Origin of the sequence: Claveliimonas bilis, assembly GCF_020892095.1 — a bacterium.
In the GTDB taxonomy this organism is placed as follows: Bacteria; Bacillota; Clostridia; order Lachnospirales; family Lachnospiraceae; genus Claveliimonas; species Claveliimonas bilis.
On sequence record NZ_AP024845.1, the window covers coordinates 1,069,516 to 1,092,695 of the forward strand.

General features: G+C 46.4%; 24 protein-coding genes. 3 read left to right on the forward strand and 21 right to left on the reverse strand.

Annotated elements, in window-relative coordinates; all coding sequences use genetic code 11:
- Nucleotides 1-4: 4 nt before the first annotated feature.
- The gene (locus EUBC25_RS05385) at nt 5-1,099 is read right to left on the reverse strand and encodes a CobW family GTP-binding protein (protein ID WP_230107147.1); all 1,095 of its coding nucleotides are present in this window, start codon (nt 1,097-1,099) and stop codon (nt 5-7) included.
- Nucleotides 1,100-1,378: 279 nt separating this feature from the next.
- On the opposite strand from EUBC25_RS05385, the gene EUBC25_RS05390 reads away from it, so the two are divergent.
- A complete protein-coding gene (locus tag EUBC25_RS05390) occupies nt 1,379-1,753 on the forward strand; it encodes a desulfoferrodoxin family protein (RefSeq protein WP_230107148.1) in 375 nt (124 codons plus the stop codon).
- Nucleotides 1,754-1,814: 61 nt separating this feature from the next.
- Nucleotides 1,815-1,976, forward strand: a complete 162-nt coding sequence (gene rd, locus EUBC25_RS05395; RefSeq protein WP_230107149.1) for a rubredoxin — start codon at nt 1,815-1,817, stop codon at nt 1,974-1,976.
- Nucleotides 1,977-1,979: 3 nt separating this feature from the next.
- On the opposite strand, the gene EUBC25_RS05400 is transcribed toward rd, so the two are convergent.
- From EUBC25_RS05400 to rhaB, 11 genes are all read right to left on the reverse strand, one after another.
- Entirely contained in the window at nt 1,980-2,660 is a 681-nt protein-coding gene (locus tag EUBC25_RS05400) for a Crp/Fnr family transcriptional regulator (RefSeq protein WP_230107150.1), read from the reverse strand.
- Between the two features lie 7 nt (nt 2,661-2,667).
- Nucleotides 2,668-3,324: an HAD family hydrolase gene (locus tag EUBC25_RS05405; protein WP_230107151.1), complete on the reverse strand. Its 657-nt coding sequence runs from the start codon at nt 3,322-3,324 to the stop codon at nt 2,668-2,670.
- 29 nt (nt 3,325-3,353) lie between these two features.
- The gene (gene pfkB / locus EUBC25_RS05410) at nt 3,354-4,286 is read right to left on the reverse strand and encodes a 1-phosphofructokinase (RefSeq protein ID WP_230107152.1); all 933 of its coding nucleotides are present in this window, start codon (nt 4,284-4,286) and stop codon (nt 3,354-3,356) included.
- A 9-nt stretch (nt 4,287-4,295) separates the two neighbouring features.
- A complete protein-coding gene (locus EUBC25_RS05415) occupies nt 4,296-5,345 on the reverse strand; it encodes a galactitol-1-phosphate 5-dehydrogenase (protein ID WP_230107153.1) in 1,050 nt (349 codons plus the stop codon).
- 1 nt (nt 5,346) lies between these two features.
- Entirely contained in the window at nt 5,347-6,867 is a 1,521-nt protein-coding gene (gene xylB, locus EUBC25_RS05420) for a xylulokinase (RefSeq protein WP_334303269.1), read from the reverse strand.
- 21 nt (nt 6,868-6,888) lie between these two features.
- Nucleotides 6,889-7,737, reverse strand: a complete 849-nt coding sequence (locus EUBC25_RS05425) for a class II fructose-bisphosphate aldolase (protein WP_230107155.1) — start codon at nt 7,735-7,737, stop codon at nt 6,889-6,891.
- A gap of 29 nt (nt 7,738-7,766) precedes the next feature.
- Nucleotides 7,767-8,531 (reverse strand): DeoR/GlpR family DNA-binding transcription regulator, encoded by a 765-nt coding sequence (locus EUBC25_RS05430; RefSeq protein WP_230107156.1) that lies wholly within the window; start codon nt 8,529-8,531, stop codon nt 7,767-7,769.
- A 59-nt stretch (nt 8,532-8,590) separates the two neighbouring features.
- On the reverse strand, nt 8,591-9,274 hold the full coding sequence (locus EUBC25_RS05435) for a class II aldolase/adducin family protein (protein ID WP_230107157.1): 684 nt from the start codon (nt 9,272-9,274) through the stop codon (nt 8,591-8,593).
- A gap of 181 nt (nt 9,275-9,455) precedes the next feature.
- Nucleotides 9,456-10,991 (reverse strand): FGGY-family carbohydrate kinase, encoded by a 1,536-nt coding sequence (locus tag EUBC25_RS05440; protein ID WP_230107158.1) that lies wholly within the window; start codon nt 10,989-10,991, stop codon nt 9,456-9,458.
- 86 nt (nt 10,992-11,077) lie between these two features.
- Nucleotides 11,078-11,944, reverse strand: a complete 867-nt coding sequence (locus tag EUBC25_RS05445) for a D-psicose 3-epimerase (RefSeq protein ID WP_230107159.1) — start codon at nt 11,942-11,944, stop codon at nt 11,078-11,080.
- A gap of 42 nt (nt 11,945-11,986) precedes the next feature.
- Nucleotides 11,987-13,387 (reverse strand): rhamnulokinase, encoded by a 1,401-nt coding sequence (gene rhaB / locus EUBC25_RS05450; protein ID WP_230107160.1) that lies wholly within the window; start codon nt 13,385-13,387, stop codon nt 11,987-11,989.
- A 171-nt stretch (nt 13,388-13,558) separates the two neighbouring features.
- On the opposite strand from rhaB, the gene EUBC25_RS05455 reads away from it, so the two are divergent.
- On the forward strand, nt 13,559-14,305 hold the full coding sequence (locus EUBC25_RS05455) for a DeoR/GlpR family DNA-binding transcription regulator (RefSeq protein WP_230107161.1): 747 nt from the start codon (nt 13,559-13,561) through the stop codon (nt 14,303-14,305).
- 78 nt (nt 14,306-14,383) lie between these two features.
- Here EUBC25_RS05455 and surE read toward each other — a convergent pair whose 3' ends face one another.
- From surE to EUBC25_RS05500, 9 genes are all read right to left on the reverse strand, one after another.
- The gene (gene surE / locus EUBC25_RS05460) at nt 14,384-15,187 is read right to left on the reverse strand and encodes a 5'/3'-nucleotidase SurE (RefSeq protein ID WP_230107162.1); all 804 of its coding nucleotides are present in this window, start codon (nt 15,185-15,187) and stop codon (nt 14,384-14,386) included.
- Nucleotides 15,171-16,601 carry an FGGY-family carbohydrate kinase gene (locus EUBC25_RS05465; RefSeq protein WP_230107163.1) on the reverse strand — a complete coding sequence of 477 codons (1,431 nt, stop codon included), beginning with the start codon at nt 16,599-16,601 and terminating at the stop codon, nt 15,171-15,173. The genes surE and EUBC25_RS05465 overlap by 17 nt, the downstream gene beginning before the upstream one ends.
- A gap of 140 nt (nt 16,602-16,741) precedes the next feature.
- The gene (locus EUBC25_RS05470; RefSeq protein WP_230107164.1) at nt 16,742-17,527 is read right to left on the reverse strand and encodes an SDR family oxidoreductase; all 786 of its coding nucleotides are present in this window, start codon (nt 17,525-17,527) and stop codon (nt 16,742-16,744) included.
- A 213-nt stretch (nt 17,528-17,740) separates the two neighbouring features.
- Entirely contained in the window at nt 17,741-18,625 is an 885-nt protein-coding gene (locus EUBC25_RS05475; RefSeq protein WP_230107165.1) for a damage-control phosphatase ARMT1 family protein, read from the reverse strand.
- 40 nt (nt 18,626-18,665) lie between these two features.
- Nucleotides 18,666-19,241: a glycerol-3-phosphate responsive antiterminator gene (locus tag EUBC25_RS05480; RefSeq protein WP_230107166.1), complete on the reverse strand. Its 576-nt coding sequence runs from the start codon at nt 19,239-19,241 to the stop codon at nt 18,666-18,668.
- A gap of 2 nt (nt 19,242-19,243) precedes the next feature.
- Complete coding sequence (locus EUBC25_RS05485; protein WP_230107167.1) at nt 19,244-20,857, reverse strand: BCCT family transporter; 1,614 nt, start codon at nt 20,855-20,857, stop codon at nt 19,244-19,246.
- Nucleotides 20,833-21,378, reverse strand: coding sequence for a hypothetical protein (locus tag EUBC25_RS05490; RefSeq protein ID WP_230107168.1), 546 nt, complete (start codon nt 21,376-21,378; stop codon nt 20,833-20,835). The genes EUBC25_RS05485 and EUBC25_RS05490 overlap by 25 nt, the downstream gene beginning before the upstream one ends.
- Nucleotides 21,375-22,382, reverse strand: a complete 1,008-nt coding sequence (locus EUBC25_RS05495; RefSeq protein ID WP_230107169.1) for an electron transfer flavoprotein subunit alpha/FixB family protein — start codon at nt 22,380-22,382, stop codon at nt 21,375-21,377. The genes EUBC25_RS05490 and EUBC25_RS05495 overlap by 4 nt, the downstream gene beginning before the upstream one ends.
- Nucleotides 22,379-23,176 (reverse strand): electron transfer flavoprotein subunit beta/FixA family protein, encoded by a 798-nt coding sequence (locus EUBC25_RS05500; RefSeq protein WP_230107170.1) that lies wholly within the window; start codon nt 23,174-23,176, stop codon nt 22,379-22,381. Before EUBC25_RS05500 ends, EUBC25_RS05495 begins: the two co-directional genes overlap by 4 nt.
- Nucleotides 23,177-23,180 lie beyond the last annotated feature (4 nt).

The window sequence follows — 23,180 nt, forward strand, 5'->3', positions numbered from 1 at the left end:
GTTTTTACATACGGAACAGCTCGCCAAGAGCTTCTTCCTTAAGACCAGAGCCGATCACACAGATTCTTCCGGTATAATCCGGCTGTCCATGGCGGATCTCGATTTCACCGGGTACCATGTCAAAATAGATCCATTCTCCCCGGTCGCCTTCGACCATTCCTTTGGCTCTTAAAACCATTCCATATGTCTCTTCGCTTCCAAGGGCTTCCAATTTCACCTTCAGTTCATTTTCATTGAACTTTTTCACAGTCTCCATGCCCCAGCTTCCGAAGACCTCATCCGCATGGTGGTGGTGATGATGTCCATGGTCGTGGTCATGATGGTGATCATGGCTGCATTCATGGCCGTGGTGATGCTCGTGGCCGCATTCGTGTTCATGGTCGTGACGATGCTCGTGATCGTGATGGTGGGCATGGTCGTGCTCATGGTGATGTCCCGGGCCATGGTGACCGCCGCACACTTCGCACACGCTTTCCTCCAGCATTTCTTTTTCCAGGGAGGGCGCGTGTTTCTCCATAATTTCAAACAGCTTCTTTCCATCTATCTTCTCCGCCGGCGTCGTGATGATCGGAGCTTCGCTGTTCAGCTCTCTCAGCATCTCTACCGTCTGCTCCACCTTTGCGTCATCGGCAATATCCGTACGGCTCAAAATAATCGCTCCTGCAGACTCTACCTGATTAGTGTAAAATTCTCCAAAGTTTTTCAGATACATCTTACACTTCTTTACATCGACAACTGTGGTTGCACTGTTGAGCACAATATCTGCATCTTCCTTTACTCCTTCTACCGCCCGCTTCACATCGGACAGCTTCCCGACGCCGGATGGCTCGATCAGAATGCGATCCGGATGATATGTGTCGATCACTTCTCTTAAAGAAGCGCCGAAATCCCCCACCAGAGAACAGCAGATGCATCCGGAGTTCATTTCCCGGATCTCAATTCCCGCCTCTTTCAGAAAGCCTCCGTCAATACCGATCTCTCCAAATTCATTTTCGATCAGCACCACCTGCTCTCCTGCAAACGCCTCTTTGAGAAGTTTCTGGATCAGCGTCGTCTTCCCTGCTCCCAAAAAGCCTGATATGATATCTATTTTTGTCATTTTTACCACTCCTATTCTTACACTTTTCTTTTTATGCTCTTTCGCTCATGAAAACATTTTGTCACAAATGAGAACATATTTCAAGTGCAGCATTGATTTATAAGTAGAAATACAGGCAATCCTGTTCTCTTTTTTCTTTATTTAAGTATATTACGGTAATTTTTCAGGAAAAATACTTTTTTGTAACATTTGTTACGGAAATCTGGATTTTACTGTACTAGAATATAGACAAGTAAATGAAATCAAAAAGTCAGACGTGACACAAAAGGAGGGTTTATCATGGCTGAATTTTATAAAGACAAAAACACAAATAACATTTTTCAAAACTTTATTGCTTTTGCCGGTCAGGAAGGAGCACCGGATCTTAGCAAACTCAACGCCAATTCCACAGATGCCGCAACGGAAAAGCATGTGCCGTGCGTGGCAATCGAGGGAAACAAAGTAGAGGTTACTGTTGGTTCCGTTCCTCATCCTATGCTGGAAGAACACTATATTGCAGGAATTTACATTGAAACCAGATTAGGCGGACAGTTCCGCACACTTCATCCCGGAGAAGCTCCGTCTGCATCCTTTGTTCTTGCCGAGGGAGATGAGTTTATTGCAGCATATGAATACTGCAATTTGCACGGACTGTGGAAAAAATCTGCAGAATAATTTATAATAAAGTATGTGATAAATAACCAGCGTATCATACGCTGCTAAAGGAGGAAACAAAATGAAAAAATATGTTTGTGAACCATGTGGATATGTATATGACCCTGAAGTAGGCGATCCGGACAACGGAATTGCACCTGGAACCGCATTTGAAGATCTTCCGGAAGACTGGGTATGCCCGATCTGCGGTATGGGAAAAGAAGTATTTGCAGAGGAGGAGTAATCTCTACTCCTCCCCTTCCAGTATATTCTGGAGCATTTCAAAAGAAAGGATGCGGATGCTCTGGCGGCCGTTTCGTTCAATAATGCCGTTCTCCTGCATCCAGGATAACTCCCTGGAAAGAGAGGGTCTTGTCGTATTCAGATAAACGGCAAGCTCCTCTCTTTTCATTGGAGTCACAACTTCAGCTTTCCCCTGGCTTTCCTCCAGAAGATAGCCGGCAATCCTCTGACGCAGATTTCCGCTTGTCAGAAGATATATTTTTCTTAGATTCTTATCTGCTTCCCCTGCAAATATCCGAAGCATGTTGAAAATAATTCTGCTGTGATGCGCACAGTTCTTTACACAAGTTCCATAAAAAAAATGTCTGGATACGCTTAAAAGTTTTACCTCTGTCTTTGCAAAGGCAAAATAGTCATAAATATCATGTTCCAGAAAGAGGTCGATCTCTCCAAATCCCTGCCCTTCGCCAAGATATTCTATGAAATTTTGCCTGCCCAGGGCATTGATCTGCCCTAACAATACGGTCCCGGACAGAACAAAATACAGCCTGGATGGATGGTCCTCCTGTCTGAAGATGTAAGCATCCTGCTCATACGTCTCTATCTTTGCACTGGAACAGACCATACTCCGTTTTGTTTCTTCTTCAGACAGGCCATGAAATAAAGTCAAATTCTCAATCTGCATGTATGTCTTATCTTTTCTCCTTCTCTTTGATCCAGCCGATCACCTGTGAAAGATCAGCAAGCTTTGCGTCTGCTTTTCTTTGAATTTCATCCGGCACTTTCGCAACATCCGGAATATAAATCGCGTAGCTTCCTGCTGCCACAGCGGCCTGCAGCCCCACCGAACTGTCCTCAAGAACCACGCAGTCTCCGGGATCCTGTCCGATCTTTGCGGCAGCTTCCAGAAAAATATCCGGCGCCGGTTTGCTTGCCTGGATCAGATCGCCATAGACACAGTCTGTAAAATAATCATAGACGCCTGCCCGCTTTATAAACGCCTCTGCCCGTATACGTTCCGTGGAAGTCGCCACCACTGCCGGAATCCCGCTTTCTTTCAGGTATTCCAGCAGTTCCTTCAATCCTTTTTTTACAGGGATTCCCTCTTTTGTCATTTCCTCAAAAAATTCGTGCTTCACTCTGCGGGCTCCGTCATAATCCAGATCTTCTCCGAATCTCCCCATAAAAACTTTTCGGATCGCTGCGGGATTTCTTCCCTGAATCTTATCGATCAGCTCATCCTGTATATCAAGATGAAGCTTCTCTCCTGCCTTTTTCCAACTGATCGCCGAAAGACGTTCCGTATCAAACATCGTTCCGTCCATATCGAATATTACGCCTTTAATCATGCCGCTCCCTCTTTGTATCCTTCCTGATGTTATCCGATCTTTTCTATTGTAATCTGCGGATAAATTATCTCCATATCTTCCTTTACAAAAAATCCGGTCTCTTCTCTCATAGCCGCTGCCGCCGAGATAGCGCTTGCCTTTCTAAGAGCCTCTACAGGCGTCTGCCCCGCCTCAAAACCAAGGGCAAATCCTGCGATCATAGAGTCGCCGCAGCCTACTGTGTTCACCGCGTTGATCTTCGGCACAACAGCCCGGTACACGCCGTCATCGCATACACACAAAGATCCGTCACTTCCCAGTGAAACCACAACAACTTCAATGCCTCTTTCATGGATTTCTTTTGCGGCCCGGATTATCTCCTGTATATCATGACACGGTTTATTTGTCAACATACGAATCTCATCAATATTGGGCTTGATCATAGTCGGGCAGGCTTTTATTCCTTCTTCCAGCAGCTTTCCGCTGGTGTCAAGAATGACTTTTTTTCCTGCCTTTTTCACCGTTTCCACCAGAATCGGATAAGCCTTTTCATCCAGACCGCGGGGCACGCTGCCTGACATTGCCACCACATCTGCTTCCTTTACAAGCTGCGCGAATTTCTCCACAAATCCCCGGAACTCTTCCTCTTTCACTGTGAAGCCCGGCTCCAGAAATTCTGTCTGCACTTTATTTTTTTCATCCCAGATATTAATGCAGGAGCGGCTTTCTGCTGCCAGATGATAAAAAGCGCTCTTAATGCGGAAATCTTTCAGGGACTCCTCAATGTATTGTCCCGCATGACCGCCTACAAATCCGGTCGCCACTACTTCCGCCCCGGCAATAGCCGCCGGTTTGGACACATTCAGCCCTTTTCCTCCCGGAGTGTAGGCGCATTCCTTCATCCGGTTTACCTCTCCGATACGAAATTCTTCTACTACATACCGTTTATCAATCGCCGCATTCAGCGTAACTGTCAGAATCATGGCTTCCTCCTACTCTTCGTTCATCAGCAGAATCTTTCCCTGCACAAGTCCCGGAGTCTTGTACATCTGAAATGCCTCCTGGGCCTGACTCATGGGCATTTTTTTGTAGATAAATCCGGGGTCAAATTTTAACTGTCCTGTTGCAAAATAATGTGCGGTAAGTTCCCATTCTCTTCCCGGGAAAGGTGCGCTGTAGGACATCCATGAACCTGTCAGATGAAATTCTTTTCGGTTCATTTTTTCCCACAACGCCGGCGTAAAGGTAATCTCCTTATGGGGTGTCCCGATACAGCAGACATTGGCTTTGTTTGCCGCAACCTCAAAAGCCATTTTCAAAGTAGGTTCCTGACCTGCCGTCTCGAAGACAAATCCATATCCTTTTCCACCTGTAATTGCCATCGCTTTTTCCATAAAGTTCTCTTCCGTTGTATTAATGACGTCGTCAGCGCCAAGGCGTTTTGCAAGCTCCAGCCTCTCATCGCTGATATCAAAAACTACTACTTTTTTGGAACCGAATATTTTCGTCCACTGCATCGTAAACATTCCGATGGTTCCGCCTCCCAGGATTGCCACATATTCTCCGCCTTTATAATCGTTCTGGATAACGCCGTGAAGGGCAACCGTAGACGGCTCAAACATAGCTCCCTGCTCATAGGGAATGGATTTGTCAAATACAACTGCATTCTGTTCCGGAATCACAACATAGTCTGCATTGCTTCCCTGCTGCCTTGAACCAATGAAACTGTAATGCTTGCAGAGAGAAAAATTTCCATTCTGGCAGTCATCACATTTCATACAGGGAAGAAGGGGCGCTCCGGAAACTCTGTCGCCTACTTTTACTTTTGTCACTCCTTCTCCTACTTCCACCACATCTCCTGAAAACTCATGTCCCAGAACAATGGGATAAAAATGCACACCATTATGGAGTACACGGGGAATATCCGATCCGCATATGCCGGAAGCCTTTACCTTGATCTTCACTGTCCCCGGCGTAACCTGCGGTTCCTCGTAATCCATATAACGTACATCTTCATTTGCACATACAACAGCTGCTTTCATCTTATTCCTCTCCCTTTCTTTTCATTGTTTCTTTTAAATCTTCATATAATTCCAGGTAAAGCTTATAGTTCTTGTCATAAGCTTCCCGCACTTCCGGATTTGGCGTATGACGCCGTTTAATAACAACTGTCTTTTTCACTGCCTCCTCAAAGTCTTTATACATGCCGACTCCCACACCTGCCAGGATAACGGCTCCCAGTGTCGTCGCCGTATCGGAGGACGGCACAATGATTTCCTTGCCCGTTACATCAGCCTTGATCTGTGTCCACAGAAGTGAATTTGCAGATCCTCCCATGGCCCGAAGCTCGCTTGCCACGGCTCCTGCCTCTTCGGCCGCCTCCAGATTATGGCGCAGGGAAAATGCAACTCCCTCCATGGCTGCCCTTACGAAATGCCCTTTTGTCTTACTGAAATCCAGTCCGTAAAAGACGCCTTTTGCATGGGGATCCCAGATTGGCGATCTCTCACCTGACATATACGGAAGAAAGACCATTCCGTCACTTCCTGCCGGGACCTTTTCTGCGATTTCATTAAAAATCTGGAGCGAACTCTTTCCGATCTCTTTTCCGATCAGCCTTTCGTAATCTGCAAACTCCTGTTCCATCCAGCGCATAACACCGCCTCCGCCGACGGTTCCTCCCTGGAGGATCCACTGATTCGGCGCTGCATGGTAGCTTAAGATCAGCCTTTCATCCGCCTTGTATGCATCCATGCAGATGCTCATTCCTCCTGCCTGACCGCCCTGCTCCTGTGTCTCTCCCGGGTGGATCACTCCTGCTCCCAGCGTTCCGCAGGCGGCATCCAGCGCCCCCGCCACAACTGGGATTCCTGCTGTCAGGCCGCATTCTGCTGCCGCCTTTTCCGTCACTGTCCCAATAATATCATGGCTGGCATAGATATCCGGCAGGAAGGAAGGATCCACTCCCAGCTCCTTGCACATATCCATGTCCCACTCTCCGGTTCTCATCCGGAAACAGTGAAGTCCATACCCTTGCGTCAGCTCCTGGCTGACTTTTCCTGTCAGGCGAAAACCTATATAGCTGTTGGACTGAAGCACTTTGTAGGTATGTTTATATACTTCCGGAAGATTCTCTTTGTACCAGAGAATTTTGGGAGTCGTGTAAGAGGGCTTAAATGGATTGCCGCACACTTCAAAAATACGTTCCTCTCCCACCTGCCTTCCTACTCTCTCACAGATGTCAGCTGCCCTTGTATCCATCCAGATCGGAGTATTGGTCAGAACGTTTCCTTCTCTGTCAATCGGAATAGCCGACCAACTCTGTCCGTCGATTCCGATTCCGGCGATTTCTGACGGACGGATCTTCCCTTTTTCCAGGGCCGCTTTAATAGCCAAAGACACCGCCTGCCACCACTCGTCAGGATTTTGTTCCGCCCATCCGGCATGAGGATAATAGACCTGATATGCTCCGCTTGCACTTGCTTTTACCTGTCCTTCCTCATCAAATACGGCGATCTTGCAGGCGCTTGTTCCGATATCAATTCCTAATAAATACTGTCCCATAGCACCACTCATTCTTTCTCTTTATGCTTTGCCGTTGCAACCGCATACGCACATGCGTTCTTTTACCAGTTCCTTTACTGCTTCCATGCCGGCTATACCAAGCTTTTTCGGATCAAATGTCTCCGGTTTTTCCTGAAGAAGTTTCTTTCCTGCCTCTGTATAAGCCACACGCAGTTCTGTTGCAAAATTAACTTTACACATTCCTCTTCTGACACATTCTTTTACATCCTCATCACTAAGGCCGGAAGCACCGTGAAGGACCAGAGGTACAGACACCAGTTCTTTTACTTCCGATACCCGCTCTTTATCCAGTACAGGGGTTCCCGCATAGAATCCATGAGCTGTTCCGATCGCAATTGCAAGAGAAGAAACCCCGGTGCGATCTACAAATTCTTTTGCTTCCTGGGGATCTGTGTTTCCGTCCTCTTCCGCCTCCAGGTCGTCTTCTTTTCCGCCTACTTTTCCAAGCTCTGCCTCTACCGGAATGCCGCAGGCCTTCGCTACATCTACGACCTTTTTGGTCAACTCTACATTGTGTTCAAAATCTTCATGGGATCCATCGATCATAACGGAAGTGTATCCTGCCTTGATAGCCTGTACAGCCAGCTCAAAACTGCTGCCGTGATCCAAGTGCAGGCAGACCGGAACAGATGCCTTTTTCGCTTCCGCCGAAACCATTGCAAAATAGGTTTCCAGTGTACCGTACTTTACAGTTGACGGAGTGGTCTGCAGCATAACCGGAGCTTTTACCTCTTCCGCTGCTGCGATCACTGCTTTTACCATCTCCATGTTTTCTACGTTGAATGCTCCAACGGCGTATCCGCCCTCTCTGGCCTCCGCCAGCATTTTTTCAGATGTTACTAATGGCATTGTTTTTTTCTCCTTTTCTCTTTTATTATTTATTTTGGAAAGACACAGTCTATCCGGTGCTCTTTTAATTTTTGAAGCCATTTCTCTTCCGGCTTCTGATCTGTTACAAACCTGGTGATATCAGCCCACTCTGCCACTTTCGTAAAAGCGGTATTGCCAAACTTACTGTGATCGGCAGCTAAAATCCTCTCTTTTGCAGCGTAAAGCATCATGCGTTTACTGCTGGCATCCTGTTCATCCGAATCGGTAAAACCATTTTCCAGATCCACTCCCTTACATGAAATGATCGCTTTGTCTACATGGTAGGAAGAGAGCACCTCATCGGTACGCGGACCTACAAGGGCAAAGGATTTCTCTCTGGAAACACCCCCTGTGGAGATCACCGTCCACTCCGGAACATCAAAAAGCTCTACGATCACCTCCACAGAATTTGTGATCACTGTCAGTTTTTTCTTCTCCTTCAGTGCACGGGCAATGTACACATCTGTAGAGCTGGCGTCCAGCATCAGGGCTTCCCCGTCTCTTACCATATCAGCGATCAGTCTTGCGATTTTTTGCTTCTCTGCCACTCTCTGCTTTTTTCTGATATTAAATGGAAGATCAAAAAAGCTTTGTTCCTTAAGAACGGCTCCTCCGTAACTTTTCACAACAAGTCCGTCGTTTTCCAGCTTTTCCAGATCACGGCGTATCGTTTCCTCCGACACGTTATATGCAGCGCTTAGTTCACTTACTACAACCCGTTTTTCTTCCTGAAGTCTTTCCAGTATGTCGTTTCTTCTCTCTATTGCAAGCATTTCTTTCCTCTTCACTTTGATCTTTATTTTCGTTTTGCTTTGGCTTTTCCGCCTGCAGGTCAATCCAGTTCCATCCAATCCGCCGGATGTCTGCCTGTCAGCCCATAGTCTTTACGCATTCCGTAAAGTCTCTTTACCTGCTCCTTATCCAGCACCTTGGGACCTCCCAGCATCATAGACTGATAAAGGAGCCTTGCATAAAACTCCAGGGATTCCATTTTGTGATACGCGCCAAGAAGGCTGTCGCCATAGGTCAATGCTCCATGATTTTCCAAAAGCACTGCGTCATAATAAGGAAGATACTCCGATACAGCGTCCGGAATTTCCATAGTGGACGGCGTTCCGTATTTTGCAAGAGGCACTTCTCCAAGTCCCAGCACCGCCTCCGGCATGATCGGCTTTTTCAGCGGCATGCCGCATACCGCAAATGTAGTGGCATACATGGGGTGGGCGTGTACCACCGCTTTCACATCCTCCCTCTCCTCATAAACTCTCATATGCATTTTTATCTCAGAAGAAGGCCTGAACTCTCCATTTGCTTCGAGTATATTCCCCTTGGCATCCACCTTGCAGATATACTCCGGCGTCATAAATCCCTTGCTCACTCCGGTCGGCGTACATAAAAACTCATTATCGCTCAATTTCACAGAAAAGTTGCCGTCATTGGCCGCAACCATTCCCCGGTTGTACACCCTTTTCCCAATCTCACACATCTCTTGTTTTATATCCATTTCACTCTGCACTATTATCGCCTCCTTTTTTGGTTTTTTGTATGTTCTGATTTGATATTATCACATAATCCCTCGTAAATCAAATGTTTTATGTGTTGTTTTATGTTGTTTTTTTGACTTTTTTACAAAAATACCCGGGGTATAATGCAATTTGGGACGTAACACTTTTAAAAAGTGTTACGTCCCAAATTGACTATTCCGCTGCTTTTGTGAGATCTTTCATATCTTCTTTCAGATGATTGTAGATGCTCTTGTACAAACGGAAATATTCGTTATATTTCTTGTGATTTTCTTCGTCAGGCATGATCTTTTCATCCAAAACCTGCCATTTCTTTACTTCTTCGTATGTAAGAACTCCTGTTCCGATTCCGGCCAGCATAACATCCCCCATGTTTGCTTCTACATCATAAATAGGGCATACAACCGGATATCCTGTTACATCTGCAAAAATCTGACGCCATACTTTGGATTTTGTTACGCCTCCGGCGATCAGGATATATTCTCCTAAGTCTTCGCCGGTTGCTTCCATCGCATCCCGCAGGCAATATGCTACTGCCTCAAGGAATGCCCGGTAAAGGTGACCTTTGGTATGGGTCAATGACAATCCGACGATCGTTCCTTTTGCGTCGGAATCCCAGACCGGACTTCTCTCGCCCATAAAATAGGGAAGTACGACCAGACCTTCGCTTCCAGCCGGAATTTTTTCTGCTTCGCCGTTCAGGACATCGTATACGCTTGGCCCGCCATTCTTCTGATTTTCAATCTCCCACTGACACAGGGTATTGCGGAACCATTTTACAATGGCGCCTGCTGTATTACCTCCGGCGAAGTAGTAAGACAGTTTTTTTGCATCATAGAGGTAAGGCCAGATGATCAGTCCTTTTCCTTTTACCGGTTTGTCTGAAATCAAAGCTGCACACATGGATGTTCCAATAGCAGCTGCATAGACACCGGATTCAAATACACCGAGTCCTATGTTTGCCGCACCGCAGTCAATACCGCTTGCGATCACCGGCATTCCCTCGCACAGTCCCAGCTCGTCAGCAATTTCTTTCGTCAGCCCGCCGACAATATCTGTGGATTCCACAATTCTTTGAGGCATCATAGACATCGGGATTCCCATGGCATTCAAAAGCTCCTCCGACCAGGTGCGGGTATTCATATCAAAGATACCGCCTATATTTCCTGCCGAAGAATAGTCAATGGCAATCTCTCCTGTCATTTTATAAATTACGTAATCATTTGGAGGAAGAAAAAGTTTTGTACGCGCCCAATTTTCCGGTTCGTGATTTTTCATCCATAAAATCTTTATGTATCCATAGTATGGATCTGCTCCATTGTGGGTAATTTCAAGAAGTTTCTCTTCTCCGATGTGTTCCAGCACCCACTCTGTTTCGTCTTTTGCACGTCTGTCCATCCAGATCATGCAGGGGCGGACAGGATTCATATTCTCATCCAGCGGAATACCTGAACCTCCGTAAAGGCCGCTGATAGCGATGCCTTTAATATCCTCTTTCTTTATTCCCTGTTTTACAGCTTCCTCCACTGTACGGCGGATGGACTCTTTCGTCGCCTCATACCACACATCCGGCCACTGTTCTGCCCACAGCGGCTTTGGAGTCAACACATCATATTCCTCCAAATCCTGTGAGATCAGCTTTCCGGTGGTATCCATCAAAATTGTTTTTGTCCCTGACGTACCAATGTCTGTTCCCAATAAATACTGCATCACTTTTCCTCCTGTTCATTATATAAAGTGATTTTATAAAACTTATTTACAGAATAAGATATAACAGGAGTTTTGTCAATAGATTTTTATCCTTCAAACATGTATCTCTCAAACGTAACAGCATCTGCCGCATCTTTATCAAGCTGCGCTTCCGAAGCGCCTCTGCTGATATCTCTCCATACCTTGATATCAGAGCCTACCTGCCCTCCCATGCGTACAAACGGTTCCATGACAACTGTTCCGTCATAGTGAATGTCACGAAGCGCCTCTCCGATCTCTCTCCAGGGCATTCTGCCTTTTCCGGGAACCATACGATTGCATTCTCCTGTATGGAAATGTCCGAGAAGGTTTCCCGCCTCACGGATGGCTGCACCCATGCTGACTTCTTCAATATTCATATGGAACGTATCCAGCATTACTTTTACATTGTCCATTCCCACTTCTTTTACAAACGTTACGCCCTCTGCAGCCGTATTCAGAATATGGCTTTCAAAACGGTTCAAAACTTCCATTCCCAGCATGATATCGTACTGCTTCGCCTCTTCGGCAAGAATCCGGATCCCCTCTGCACTGCGTTTCCAGTCTTCTTCTTTATCAGCCTTGGAAAAGTCTACCGGCCAGTAGGAATAAATGGCACCGCCTATCTTATGAATATCCAGCTTGCCCATCACCTCAAACAGTCTCTTATACCATTCCATAGCGCCTGCACGTACCTCCGGTTCCACGGCGCCGATGTTATGCTCATAAGTAGGACCATATCCGGCTGTCAGGATCACGCCATTGTCCTGGGCGCATTTTCTCAGCTCACTGATTTCCTTCTCTGTATAGTCCGGCAGAGGAGCCGCTCCTACTTCCAGGATATCAAATCCCAGTTTGCTTACTTTTTCTACATACTTTTTGTAATCCGCTGCCCATTCCTGCTCCCAGTACGCATAATAAATTCCATATTTCATTTTCATCTCTCCTTTATGTTTTTATTTTTACACTACATCCTTTTAACGATAAACCTTTATATCAAAAGAACGGTAAATTACATTTCTCGCCTCTGTTTTATCAGTAAATTCTCCGCTTCTTATCATCTGTGCTGTGATGTTTCCAAGGGCTGTCCCTTCCGTCGGTCCCGCATGAACTTCTTTTCCGGTTGCCTCAGCTGTCAATTTGTTCAGATAACCGGCCTTTCCGCCTCCTCCCACAATATGTATCCTTGTGTAGGTCCGTCCTGTTGACTCCTCTATGCCGCGTATGGTATCGGCATAACATTTTGCAAGACTTGTATAAATACAGGAAGCTATCTCTCCCAAAGTTTCCGGAACCTGCTGCCCTGTCTTTTTGCAGTAATCTTTGATGGCTTCTGTCATATTGTCCGGTGCCATAAAACTTTGATCTGTAACATCTACACGGGAAGAAAATTCTTTCTCCTTCTCCGCCTCCTCACATATCTGCGCAAAACTGCAGCTATCTCCCAGTTCATGACGCACCGACTGGATCATCCAAAGGCCCATGATATTTCTGTGATAACAGATACGGGAATCAAATCCGCCTTCGTTCGTAAAATGATTCTGACGGCTTACCTCGCTGCAGTCCGGCTCATCTCTTTCGATTCCCAGCAAAGACCATGTGCCGGAACTGATAAACACATAATCCTCACCATCGGCTGGTATTGCCAGAATTGCAGAAGCTGTGTCATGGGTACACGGAAGGACTACTTCCATATCGAATCCAAATTCTTCCGCCAGCTCCTTCCTGATCTTTCCCAGACTTTCACCGGGCATTGCAATCCTTTGAAATATCCCGCCAGGTAATTCCAGACGCGCAAGGAGATCCTCATCCCAGCATTTTCCCGCCGCGTTCATCAACTGCGAAGTGCTTGCTTCCGTATATTCATTTACTTTCTTTCCCGTTAAAAGAAAATGAAAATAATCCGGGACAAACAAAAGCGCTTTTGCCTGTTCCAGTTCTTCCGGATGTTCTTTTTTTAAAGCCATCAGCTGGTAAAGCGTATTGAATGTCATTTTCTCAATCCCGGTTCTTTGATACAGCTCTCTCTCCCCGATGATCCTGGCTACCTCTTCATCTATACCGTCAGTACGCCTGTCCCGGTATCCATATGTCTCCCCTATAATCTCATCCCTGTCATCAAGAAGAACATAGTCTACGCCCCATGTATCAATTCCCATACTTTTTGGTATTTTCCCAATCTGTGCACATTTTCTGATCCCTGCTTTAATATGTCCGAACAGCTTTTCATAATCCCAGCACAGATGACCGTTCCTTTTGACCATACCGTTTTCAAAGCGGTAGATCTCCTCCAAGACCAGCTTTCCGCCCTGAAGGCTGCCCAGGATATGCCGTCCGCTGGATGCACCGATGTCCACAGCCAGATAGTAATCTCCCATGATCCGCCTCCTTCTTTTTCCCGTTTTCTTGTTTCAGTATAGCACAAGAGCCTATAATTGTAAACTTACGAAATATATTTTCTTTCGTACGAAACTTATATTATTGACATACACAATTTATAATGTTACCATATAATTAACCGAAACACACCGTCACAGGAGGCAGTACTTATGAAAGAACGTCATACCGCACTTCTTGAATATATTGCAGAACATGGAAAAACAGAGGTTTCTTTGCTCGCCGATATACTGGGAACCTCCCAGGTAACAATCCGGAAAGATCTGGAATACCTGTCTGAAAAAGGAATGTTGAAAAGGGAGCGGGGATATGCCCTGCCCAACGACGCCGGGGACATTCACTATCGGATAGCGTTCCACATTGCGCAAAAGCAGAAGATTGCACGGCGCGCAGCAGACTGTATTCAGGACGGCGAAATGCTGATGATCGAATCAGGCTCCACCTGTGCCCTGTTCGCCGAACAGCTGGCTAAAACAAAGAAAAATGTAACCATTATTACAAATTCTGTTTTTCTTGCCGACTATGTCAAAGGCTATCCCAACATTGAGCTTATCCTTCTTGGAGGAACGCTGCAGCCCCACAGCCAATCTCTTGTAGGGCTTCTCACAAAAAATTCAGCCGCCTCCTTTCATGTAGATAAGCTTTTTGCCGGAACGGACGGGTATTCCCGGGATTTCGGATTTACCGGCGATGATCTAGCCCGCTCTGATACCTTATCCGCCATGACCGAATGCGCAGATCACGTATATATCCTGACTGATTCCGGAAAATTTTCCCATCCGGGGGCTGTCTCTTTTCTTCCTCTTCAGGATGTCTATGAAGTCATCACCGACGAAGGGCTTCCTAAAGAGGAGCAGGATTTTCTCTTAAGTCAGGGAATCCGCGTATCAATTGCCTAAATACATACAAAAATCTCCGGAAGATTTCCTTTGTTGCACAACATGTGTGAACAAAAAGAAGTCCTCCGGAGATTTTTCTTATATTCCTGTGCGTCCTGCTGTCATGTCTATCGTAAGCGGGGTCACGGAAATTTTTCTGTCTACATATACCGCATAGATATCACTGTCCCTCTCCAGGGTATCCATATCAATGCTGATTTTTGAAGTAAGTCGGAAAGGACGGGAAAAATCCCTTTTCTGCGGCTTCTGGAAACAAAAATAATTCTGTCTGCTCTGTGTCGTGATCCGATAATCTTTCGGATCCTCTGCTTCTGCCGGAACGTTGATATTCCATATATCTGCCTGCATCACATTCTCCTTTGCGAGAATACGCTGTGCCGCGGCACGCAGAATCTCCCCGGACGTATCAAGCCGGGCAGCCGGAAGCTGTTCCAGACGCTGGATGGAAAGATCCGCCTCTACAGAAACAGCAATCGCCGGTATTCCCTGACTGGCCGCCTCAATAGCGGCTCCCAGCGTTCCGCTGCAGGTCACCGTCTGTCCCAGATTTTCTCCATAATTGATTCCGCTGATACATAGATCCGGCTTTCGGTCCGCAATCTCAAGCACTCCATGAGCCACCGCAAAGGCCGGTGAACCGTGGACTCCATAAGCCGGAATCTCCTGCCCGTCAATCCGTATGCAGGAGGTCTCTATGATCCCTGTATCCTCCAGTCTCGGAAAAGCTCTCCCCATACCGGACTGCTGCTTTGCAGGCGCCGCTATGATCAGGTCGCCCAGATCCAGTACCGCTTCCGCTGCTGCCCGTATACCGGGAGATTCTATTCCGTCATCATTTGTCAAAAGAATGAATGGTCTTTCTCTTTTAGTTGAAAAGTTCATACGCCTCTTTTAATACTTCATCTGTATGTTTTGTGATATTAGTATAAACCGGGTACATCTTCTCATAAAATGCAACTGCTTCCGGATTCGGTGTAAAGGTGTCTTTGATACGAACCATGTTTTCTACCGCCTCATCAAAGCTCTTATATACACCTGCAGCAACTGCCGCACAGATTGCAGATCCAAGTCCTGCTGCTCCGTTTACCTCGTTGCGCACCATCGGGATGTTAAATACATCTGCAAAGATCTGCATGAAAAGATCGCTGTTGGAACCGCCTCCGGTGATGATGATCTTATCAAGATTTACACCGATCTCGTTTGTCATATCCGTAACATGCTTTTTCATGGTAAGTGCTACAGCTTCCAGGATAGAACGGTAGATATGTCCTCTTTTATGTCTTCCGTCAAATCCGATCATAACACCTTTTTTGTAAAGCGCATCTACAGGTGCCAGCCAGTCAAGCACTGTCATCAGACCGTTGGAACCTGCCGGAACTGCCTCCGCTTCCTTGCTCAAAAGCTCTTCTGCAGACATCCCCTGTGCTTCTGCTTCTTTCTTGTATCCGTCTCCCAAGATATCTCTGAACCAGCTTACTGTCCACATTCCTCTTCTGATACCGTTTGTATCATACAGATACTTGTTTGGCACGCAGGAGAATTTCGGCCATGTAGCGGTTGTACCCTTCAGGTTTTCTTTTCCTTCCATCATACCTGCTGTGTATGTTCCAAGGGAAATACATGCAGTTGTCTCACCCATACATCCTGTTCCAAGACCTTCTACTGCTTTGTCATTGGATGTTGCCACAACCGGTACTCCTTCCGGAAATCCTGTTGCTTCTGCAGCTTCCTTTGTCACATAGCCCAGGATATCACCCGGCATTACAAGGTCAAACAGCATTTCTCTTGGCATTCCTGTATTTTTATATGCTTCCGGATCATCAGACCATTTCCAGTTGTCGATATCGATCGGCCATACGCCTTCATAGTTTCCGATCGTATCCTTGTGTTCTCCTGTCAGTCTGTATGTAATGTATCCGGAAGATGCTACTACATATTTTGCATCCGGATTAGAGAAATCATATGGCTTGGATACACGGATATCCATCCAGCTAAGAGCCGGCTGTGCAAGCATTCCGTCTTCCTTCAGATAAGCTCTGCAGTAACGGATCGTACAAAGTCCGATTCCCACGATGTCTTCTTTATTTCCTTTAAAGTTAGCCATACATTTTTTTCCTGCCTGGCAGATCGCATCCCACCAGTCATCGTCCGGATGCTCTACAAGCTCCGGTCCCGGGAGGTTGTATGGTTTTAATGGATGTTTTCCCTCGCATACAATATTTCCTTTTGTGTCAAAAATCAAAATTTTGGCACTCTGGGAACCTTCATCAATACCGATAATATATTTCTCACTCATATCAAAATCCTCTTCCTAATTGTTGTTTCTTTTTCTGCTTTTTACGGCGGTGCACAAAGAAACGCCCTCTTTTGTACACCGCCGTTTGTATTTTGCCAACGATATCGGCGCTGCTATCTCACACAGCGATATCGGCACAATTATCTTACAAGGTATCCTCCGTCTACAACTGCCAGAGTTCCGTTTACATAGTCAGATGCACGGCTTGCCAGATAAACAACAGTTCCCATCAGATCCTGTCTCTCTCCCCAACGATCAGCCGGAACATGCTCTTTGATCTTGATGTACTTCTCATCGTTTGCGCTTCCTGTTCCGCTTGTCATGCTTGTCTGGAAGTATCCAGGAGCAATACCATTTACACAGATTCCATATTTTCCAAGTTCATCTGCATACGCTTTTGTCAGTCCCATAAGTCCTGCTTTCATTGCAGCATATGCCGGTGATCCAAGTCCGCCAAGGAAGGAGAACAGAGAACAGATGTTAATGATCTTTCCGCTCTTCTGTGGGATCATGTATTTTGCTACTGCATGGCTTAAATCAAAAGCACCTGTCAGGTTGATCGCGATCATCGGATCCCATTCTGCTCTGCCGAAGTCAAGTACATCAGCAATCTTGCAGATTCCTGCACAGTTTACAAGGATATCAATGGATCCGTATGTCTCTACGCACTTCTCTGCAACTTTATCACAGATTCCATCCTCTGTAATATCTCCCAGCATGAATGTATATTTTACGCCGCAATCCTCAATCAGTTTCTGTGTTGTTCCGTCGTCATTTACTGCTGCAAAGCAGAAAATATTTGCTCCGGCTTTTGCAAGCGCCAGTGCGAATGCCTGTCCCAGTCCGCTGCATCCTCCTGTTACGATTGCATTTTTCCCCTTCAGTGAAAAGAAATCCATAGAAAAATCATTGATATTTAAGCTCATTGTTATACCTCCAAAAACCTTCAATTCTTTTGTCCTGTAAAAGAGCTCTTCCTCTACCTGCGCACAATAGAGAAAATGAAAAAAGTAACTTCTACCCGCACTACACGGGTAAAAGTTACTTTCTCTTTCGCTCTTTTAGTAACTACGTACATAGTACAGCGATCACTTCATTTTGTCAATATCGTGATAATATTAAAAAACGATACTTTGTTTTTATGCATATTGCACAATTCTCTTTTCATTTCCAAGAACCGGGGTAAATCTTGCCACCTGGAACTTCTTCACGAACAATGTACACTTACACAGGAACAGATAATAAATATTTTCTCCGCATCCCCGCAGTGTCTCGAAATTCCCCTGACCTTTGGCAATACAAAGATCAGCCTTTTTGATCCGATCCAGCGCCTCTTTGCTGATCCGATCCGGGGGAGTGCCGGGGATTTTTATCCCGTTAGTCAAAACCTCTGCAATTTCAGGCATACCAATAAAAGCAGCATCCTCTTTTGTAGCGTCATTCAATGTGGGAAATCCTCTGACAAGCACTGTCACTTCCAGACCGGGATGCAGCCCTTTCATTGCCTCGATAAACAGTTTATCCAATACAATTTCCCCTGCATTATCCGTGATATAAACCAGGCTCTTTGCCCGGGAAACTTCCCCTCGCAGACGTTCAATCTCCTCCGTATCAAGGGGCAGCTTATCATAGTCTGCAAGAAGCTGTGCAAGCTTCTCTTCATTCACATCCGACATTGCTCCAAAATCAATGTAATTCCCGGTTACAGCATATTGCAGTCCCGTAAGGAAAGGATCACGGGACATACGGATTGTCTGCCGGATCTGTTCTTCTCTTTCCATAAGATACCGGTTATACTTCTCTTTTGGCACCGTATAGGCATCGTCTATCTCAAAATAGTCCTCCAGCACATCAACAGTCTGCTGCATCAGAACCGGTGCGGAAACATCCTTGTCCGCCTGTTTCAGGATTTCTTTCACTTTTTCGAGAACAGCCTCCCGTACTCTGTCGTCAGCCTGGTATTGGTCCAAAAGTCCGGACACCTTATTTACACAACAGTCCAAACACTCTATGTCTGCTTTCATAATCTCTCCCTATTCTGCACAGCTGTAAATCTTCTGCGCGCTAACAATCCCATACTTTTCTATTTGTACTGGACACCGCCATAGCCCCTGCCTTCAGCGCTCCCATGACATCTTCCTTATCCTGGATCAGGCCGCTGGCAACCACCGGCTTGTCCACTTCATGGACAAGATAAGGAATCAGCTTGGTAAGCCCTGCCGGCATAAACTCCACCACTTCCGGATTCGTATGACGCACATGCTTGACAATATTGGTATAACTTCTTCCGTCCATCATATAGAAACGCTGAATCGTAAAAATGCCGAGATCTTTAGCTCTCTTGATCATAGTGGGCTTCAGGCTGATGATCCCGTCTGCCATGGTATATTTCTTTATAAAATCCACACAGATTTCTTTTGATGTCAGCCCTTCGATCAGATCAATGTGGACGATCACCTTTTTATCTTTTTCTTTCAGTTTCTTGACGATATCTGCAATGTTGCAGATATCGCCGTAAAGTACATAGACAAGTTTGCTCTCTGAAGCCAGACATGCCTCCAGCCATTCGTCGTTCTTTGCCGCCGGTATCACCGGGCAGTCTGCTGTCAGTTCCATAAATTCTTCTGTCGTCAATGCCATATCTATCCCTCTTCTTTTTCCTCCACAGGCAGCCTGGGTGATTCGATCGGTCTGCCGTTGCTGTCATAGTCTTCCTTATGTACATCATACTTCTTCGGATTTACGCTGATCTTCAAAAGCCCGAATATCATGATGAGCACAAGGAACATATTAGGAAATCCTCCCAGGTTGGAGGCCGCCTTGATACCATCAATTCCTGCAAAGGCAATCAGGATGTAGGTTACCGCTCCAAGAGTAACTCCCCAGACGATTTTCAGCCAGGACGGCGCCTCTTCCTGATCCGGAGTGATACCATGCGTACACAGACCTGCCATGGCATTCGTATTGGTGTCTGAGCCTGTTACAATAGAAATAAAAATGATGAACACATAGAACACAGCGATAATCACTGACAACGGAAGCTGTGAAAATACGCTGTACACAACAGACTCCGGTCCACTCTCCAGCATGGTTTCATTTAATCCCTGTCCGCTGAACTCATAGTAAAGGGAAGCGGAGGAAAACAGCGCTATCCAGATCATGCTGAACGCAGCCGGAATAACAAAGTTACACTTGATCGCATCGCGGACGGTATATCCCCTTAAGATCTTTCCAAGGAACACTCCCGTGATAGGCGTCCACGCAAGCCAGTTACACCAGTAGAATACCGGCCAGCTCTTTGCCCAGCTGTCTTCATATACCGCTCCGTTCATCAGGTTCAGATGAACAAAATCTTTCAGGAAGGCTCCCAGAGACTCTACGGATACATTCAGCATATATGCCGTCGGCCCAAACAGGAAAATGATGATCAGGAATACAAAGTACACTTTCGCGTTAAGGGATGACAGGATACGGATTCCGTTCATGATACCTGATACGCTGGAAATAATAAAGGTGATCATGATCAATGCAGCGATCACCAGCCAGGAAGCCGGGCCGCTTTCTATCCCGAAAACACTTTCTACTCCGCCGCCAATAGACATAACGCTTGTCCCGATAGACGCCGCCATGCCGGCAACAAGTGAAAAGAGACAGATAACGTCCACAATACCGCCGAATTTCTTTGCCTTCACCCCAAATGCCGGAACCAATGCCGATCCAAGGGAGAAGGACTGGTTCATATTATAATATACAAAGGCAAACGTAAGTGTTGCAATAACATAAATAGCACAGGGCGTAATCGTCCATTCCAGATACATAGTTTCCATGGCAAATACTGCCGCGTCTGCGCTTCCGGATTCCACACCTGCCGCTACTGCCGGTGTATATAAGTGATACATCGGCTCCGCACATGCCCAGAACAGGATTCCGGCTGCAATGATCGTACACAGGGTGATCCACACAAGATCCATGTACTTCATCATCGGTCTGGCTTTGCTGCCTCCGATCCTTACCTTGCCAAGAGGAGAAAACCAGATAACGATCACAGTAATTACACTGCCAAGCGCCGTCAGGTTAAATGCCCAGGCAAAATTATCCAGAACCCAGCTTGTTACCGCATTAAGGCCTGCAAGAAATGCGTCTCCGTTTGTCAGGCTGACTACGACCATAGCGGCCAGTAAAATCCATGGCGGAAAAAAGACCCCTTTTCTTAATTTCAAGTCAACTGTTTTTACTGTTTTTTCTTCCGTTCCCATATGCTCTCTCTCCTTTCCACTCGTATCTCTATCATGGGTACGTTTGTATTTTTAAAAATGGTTTCCAGACGCTCCGCCTGCTGTGTTCCCAGAATCCTTCTTGGGAGTACAAAAAGCTCTCTTTCTATCTTTAAAACATAGACATGATCTGACCGGAACCATTTTATTTTCGCACCGGAATATTTAATCTTTGCTTGTCCCTCTCTATATACGATCTGCCTGTCACTGATTTCTATTTCATATTCCCCTTGCATGGAAGCCAATTTCCTGGCTTTCCGGTTTCTCAGGAAATCCATTCCATATGCCATATAAAAATCAAGAAGAATGATGACTGCAAGAAACAAAAACAAAAAGAATTTGTCCGGAGACCTTATATAAGCGATCAGCGCTGCTGCTCCCAAAATGCTCAATATCCATATGTTAATCTGGCGAAATTTCCCCGACCGCCTGTAATCCAGACAGAGCAGCGCTTCTATCCAGTCCTCCTCACTTAACCGATATCGAAATTTCAGATCTGTCATCTCCCTTCTTTCAAACGCTCGATCAGATCCGGCACTACCTCATACAGGTCGGCACACACCGGATAATGAGCGATTTCAAAGATTCTTGCGTCCGGATCCGAATTGATGGCAATGATATTTTTTGCAGTTTTCATACCGGCCATAAACTGAACCGTTCCCGACACGCCGCATGTAATGAGATAATCCGGGGAAACAGTGCTTCCCGAAAGTCCGATCTGTCTGGAAGGGCTCATCCATCCCTTTTCTACCAGAGCCCTGCTGCAGGCAAGCTCACCTCCCAGAAGATGTGCCAGTTCACGTAACATTTCCAGATCTTCTTTCTTTTTTACTCCTCGCCCTGCCGCTACCAATATTTTCTGACCTGCAATACTATCATCCTGACTCTGTTCTTTTACCGCCTCTACTGTCACAGTCTCATCCGGCTCGTCCCACTTTTTCATATAAAATATGGTATGTTTCCCCGGTATTCCCGGTCTTTTCGGCATAACTCCCGGTCTCACTGTAGCAAGCTGAGGGCGGCGGTCTTTTGTAAGGATCTCTGCCATAATATTACCACCAAATGCCGGCCTTGTCTGCATGAGATTTCCATCGTCATCTATTTCAAGAGAAGTACAGTCCGCAGTGAGCCCTGTCCGAAACTCCACGGCGATCCGCGGCGCAAGCGCCCTTCCTTCCCTGGTTCCCCCGATCAATACAACCGATGGGCGAATAATATTGATACACTCTGTCATGATCCGCTCATAGGCAATCGGAAGATACTCATCGGACGCCTCCCAGAGATAAGCCTCATCCAGAAAACTGTCCTTCAGCTCTTCCCTTATTTCTTCCGGCTTCCCCCCAATTGCCACTCCGTAAACTTTTCCTCCGGCTTTTGCAGCAAGTCGTCTGGCCTCACCGATAAGCTCCAGGCTGACCGGCATTACTTTTCCCTTATAACATTCCACATAGACGAGAATCCCCGTCCACTGGTTCTGTTCCTCCTTAAGGCTTTTCCTCAGCATCATGACTGTCCCCTCCAATCCCAGCCGTCTATAATGTCCATAATATATCCGACTGCCTGTTCTTTTTCCATGATCTGAAGCTCCTGCCGCTTCGTTCTTGCAGGCGGGAAAATCCGCTTCACTCGTGTAGCCGATCCGTTCAGACCATAATGGGATGTGTCCTGATCTGCAAAATCTGCAAGAGCAAGGTGATGGATTTCTTTTTTTCTTCCGCTGATCTTCAGTTTTAAAGAAGGCATCCTGGGCATAAAGCTGTCCTTCTCCACTGATAAAAGACATGGCAGTTTTGTTCTGGCCTCAATGTCTCTTCCTTCCATAAGATATGTCACTTTCAGATCGCTGCTCCCATCTGTACGGATCTCTGTCACCCAATTTAAATGGACAAGATCCATCCATTTCGCAAGGGCTCCGCTGACCTGCGCCGTATCGCCGTCTGTTGTCTGCTTTCCGCATAAGATCAGATCGTAACCGCCCTCTTTTTGTATTGCCTGCATCAGCGTGTAGGAAGTTGCCAGGACATCCGCGCCTGCAAAAGCGCTGTCAGTGATGAGGAATCCCTCGTCTGCTCCCATGGCAAAGGCCGTTCTTATGGCCTCCTCCGCTTTAGCAGGACCCATCGTATAGACATGGATCTCTCCGCCGCTTTGCTCCCGTATCTGAAGTGCTGCTTCCAGCGCCGCCAGGTCATAGACATTTACTACCGCTTCCAGCCCGGCGCGGATCAGCACACCTGTCTTTTTATCCATGTTCCCTTCTGTCGTCCTGGGAACCTGTTTCATACACACTGCTATCTTCAATGCT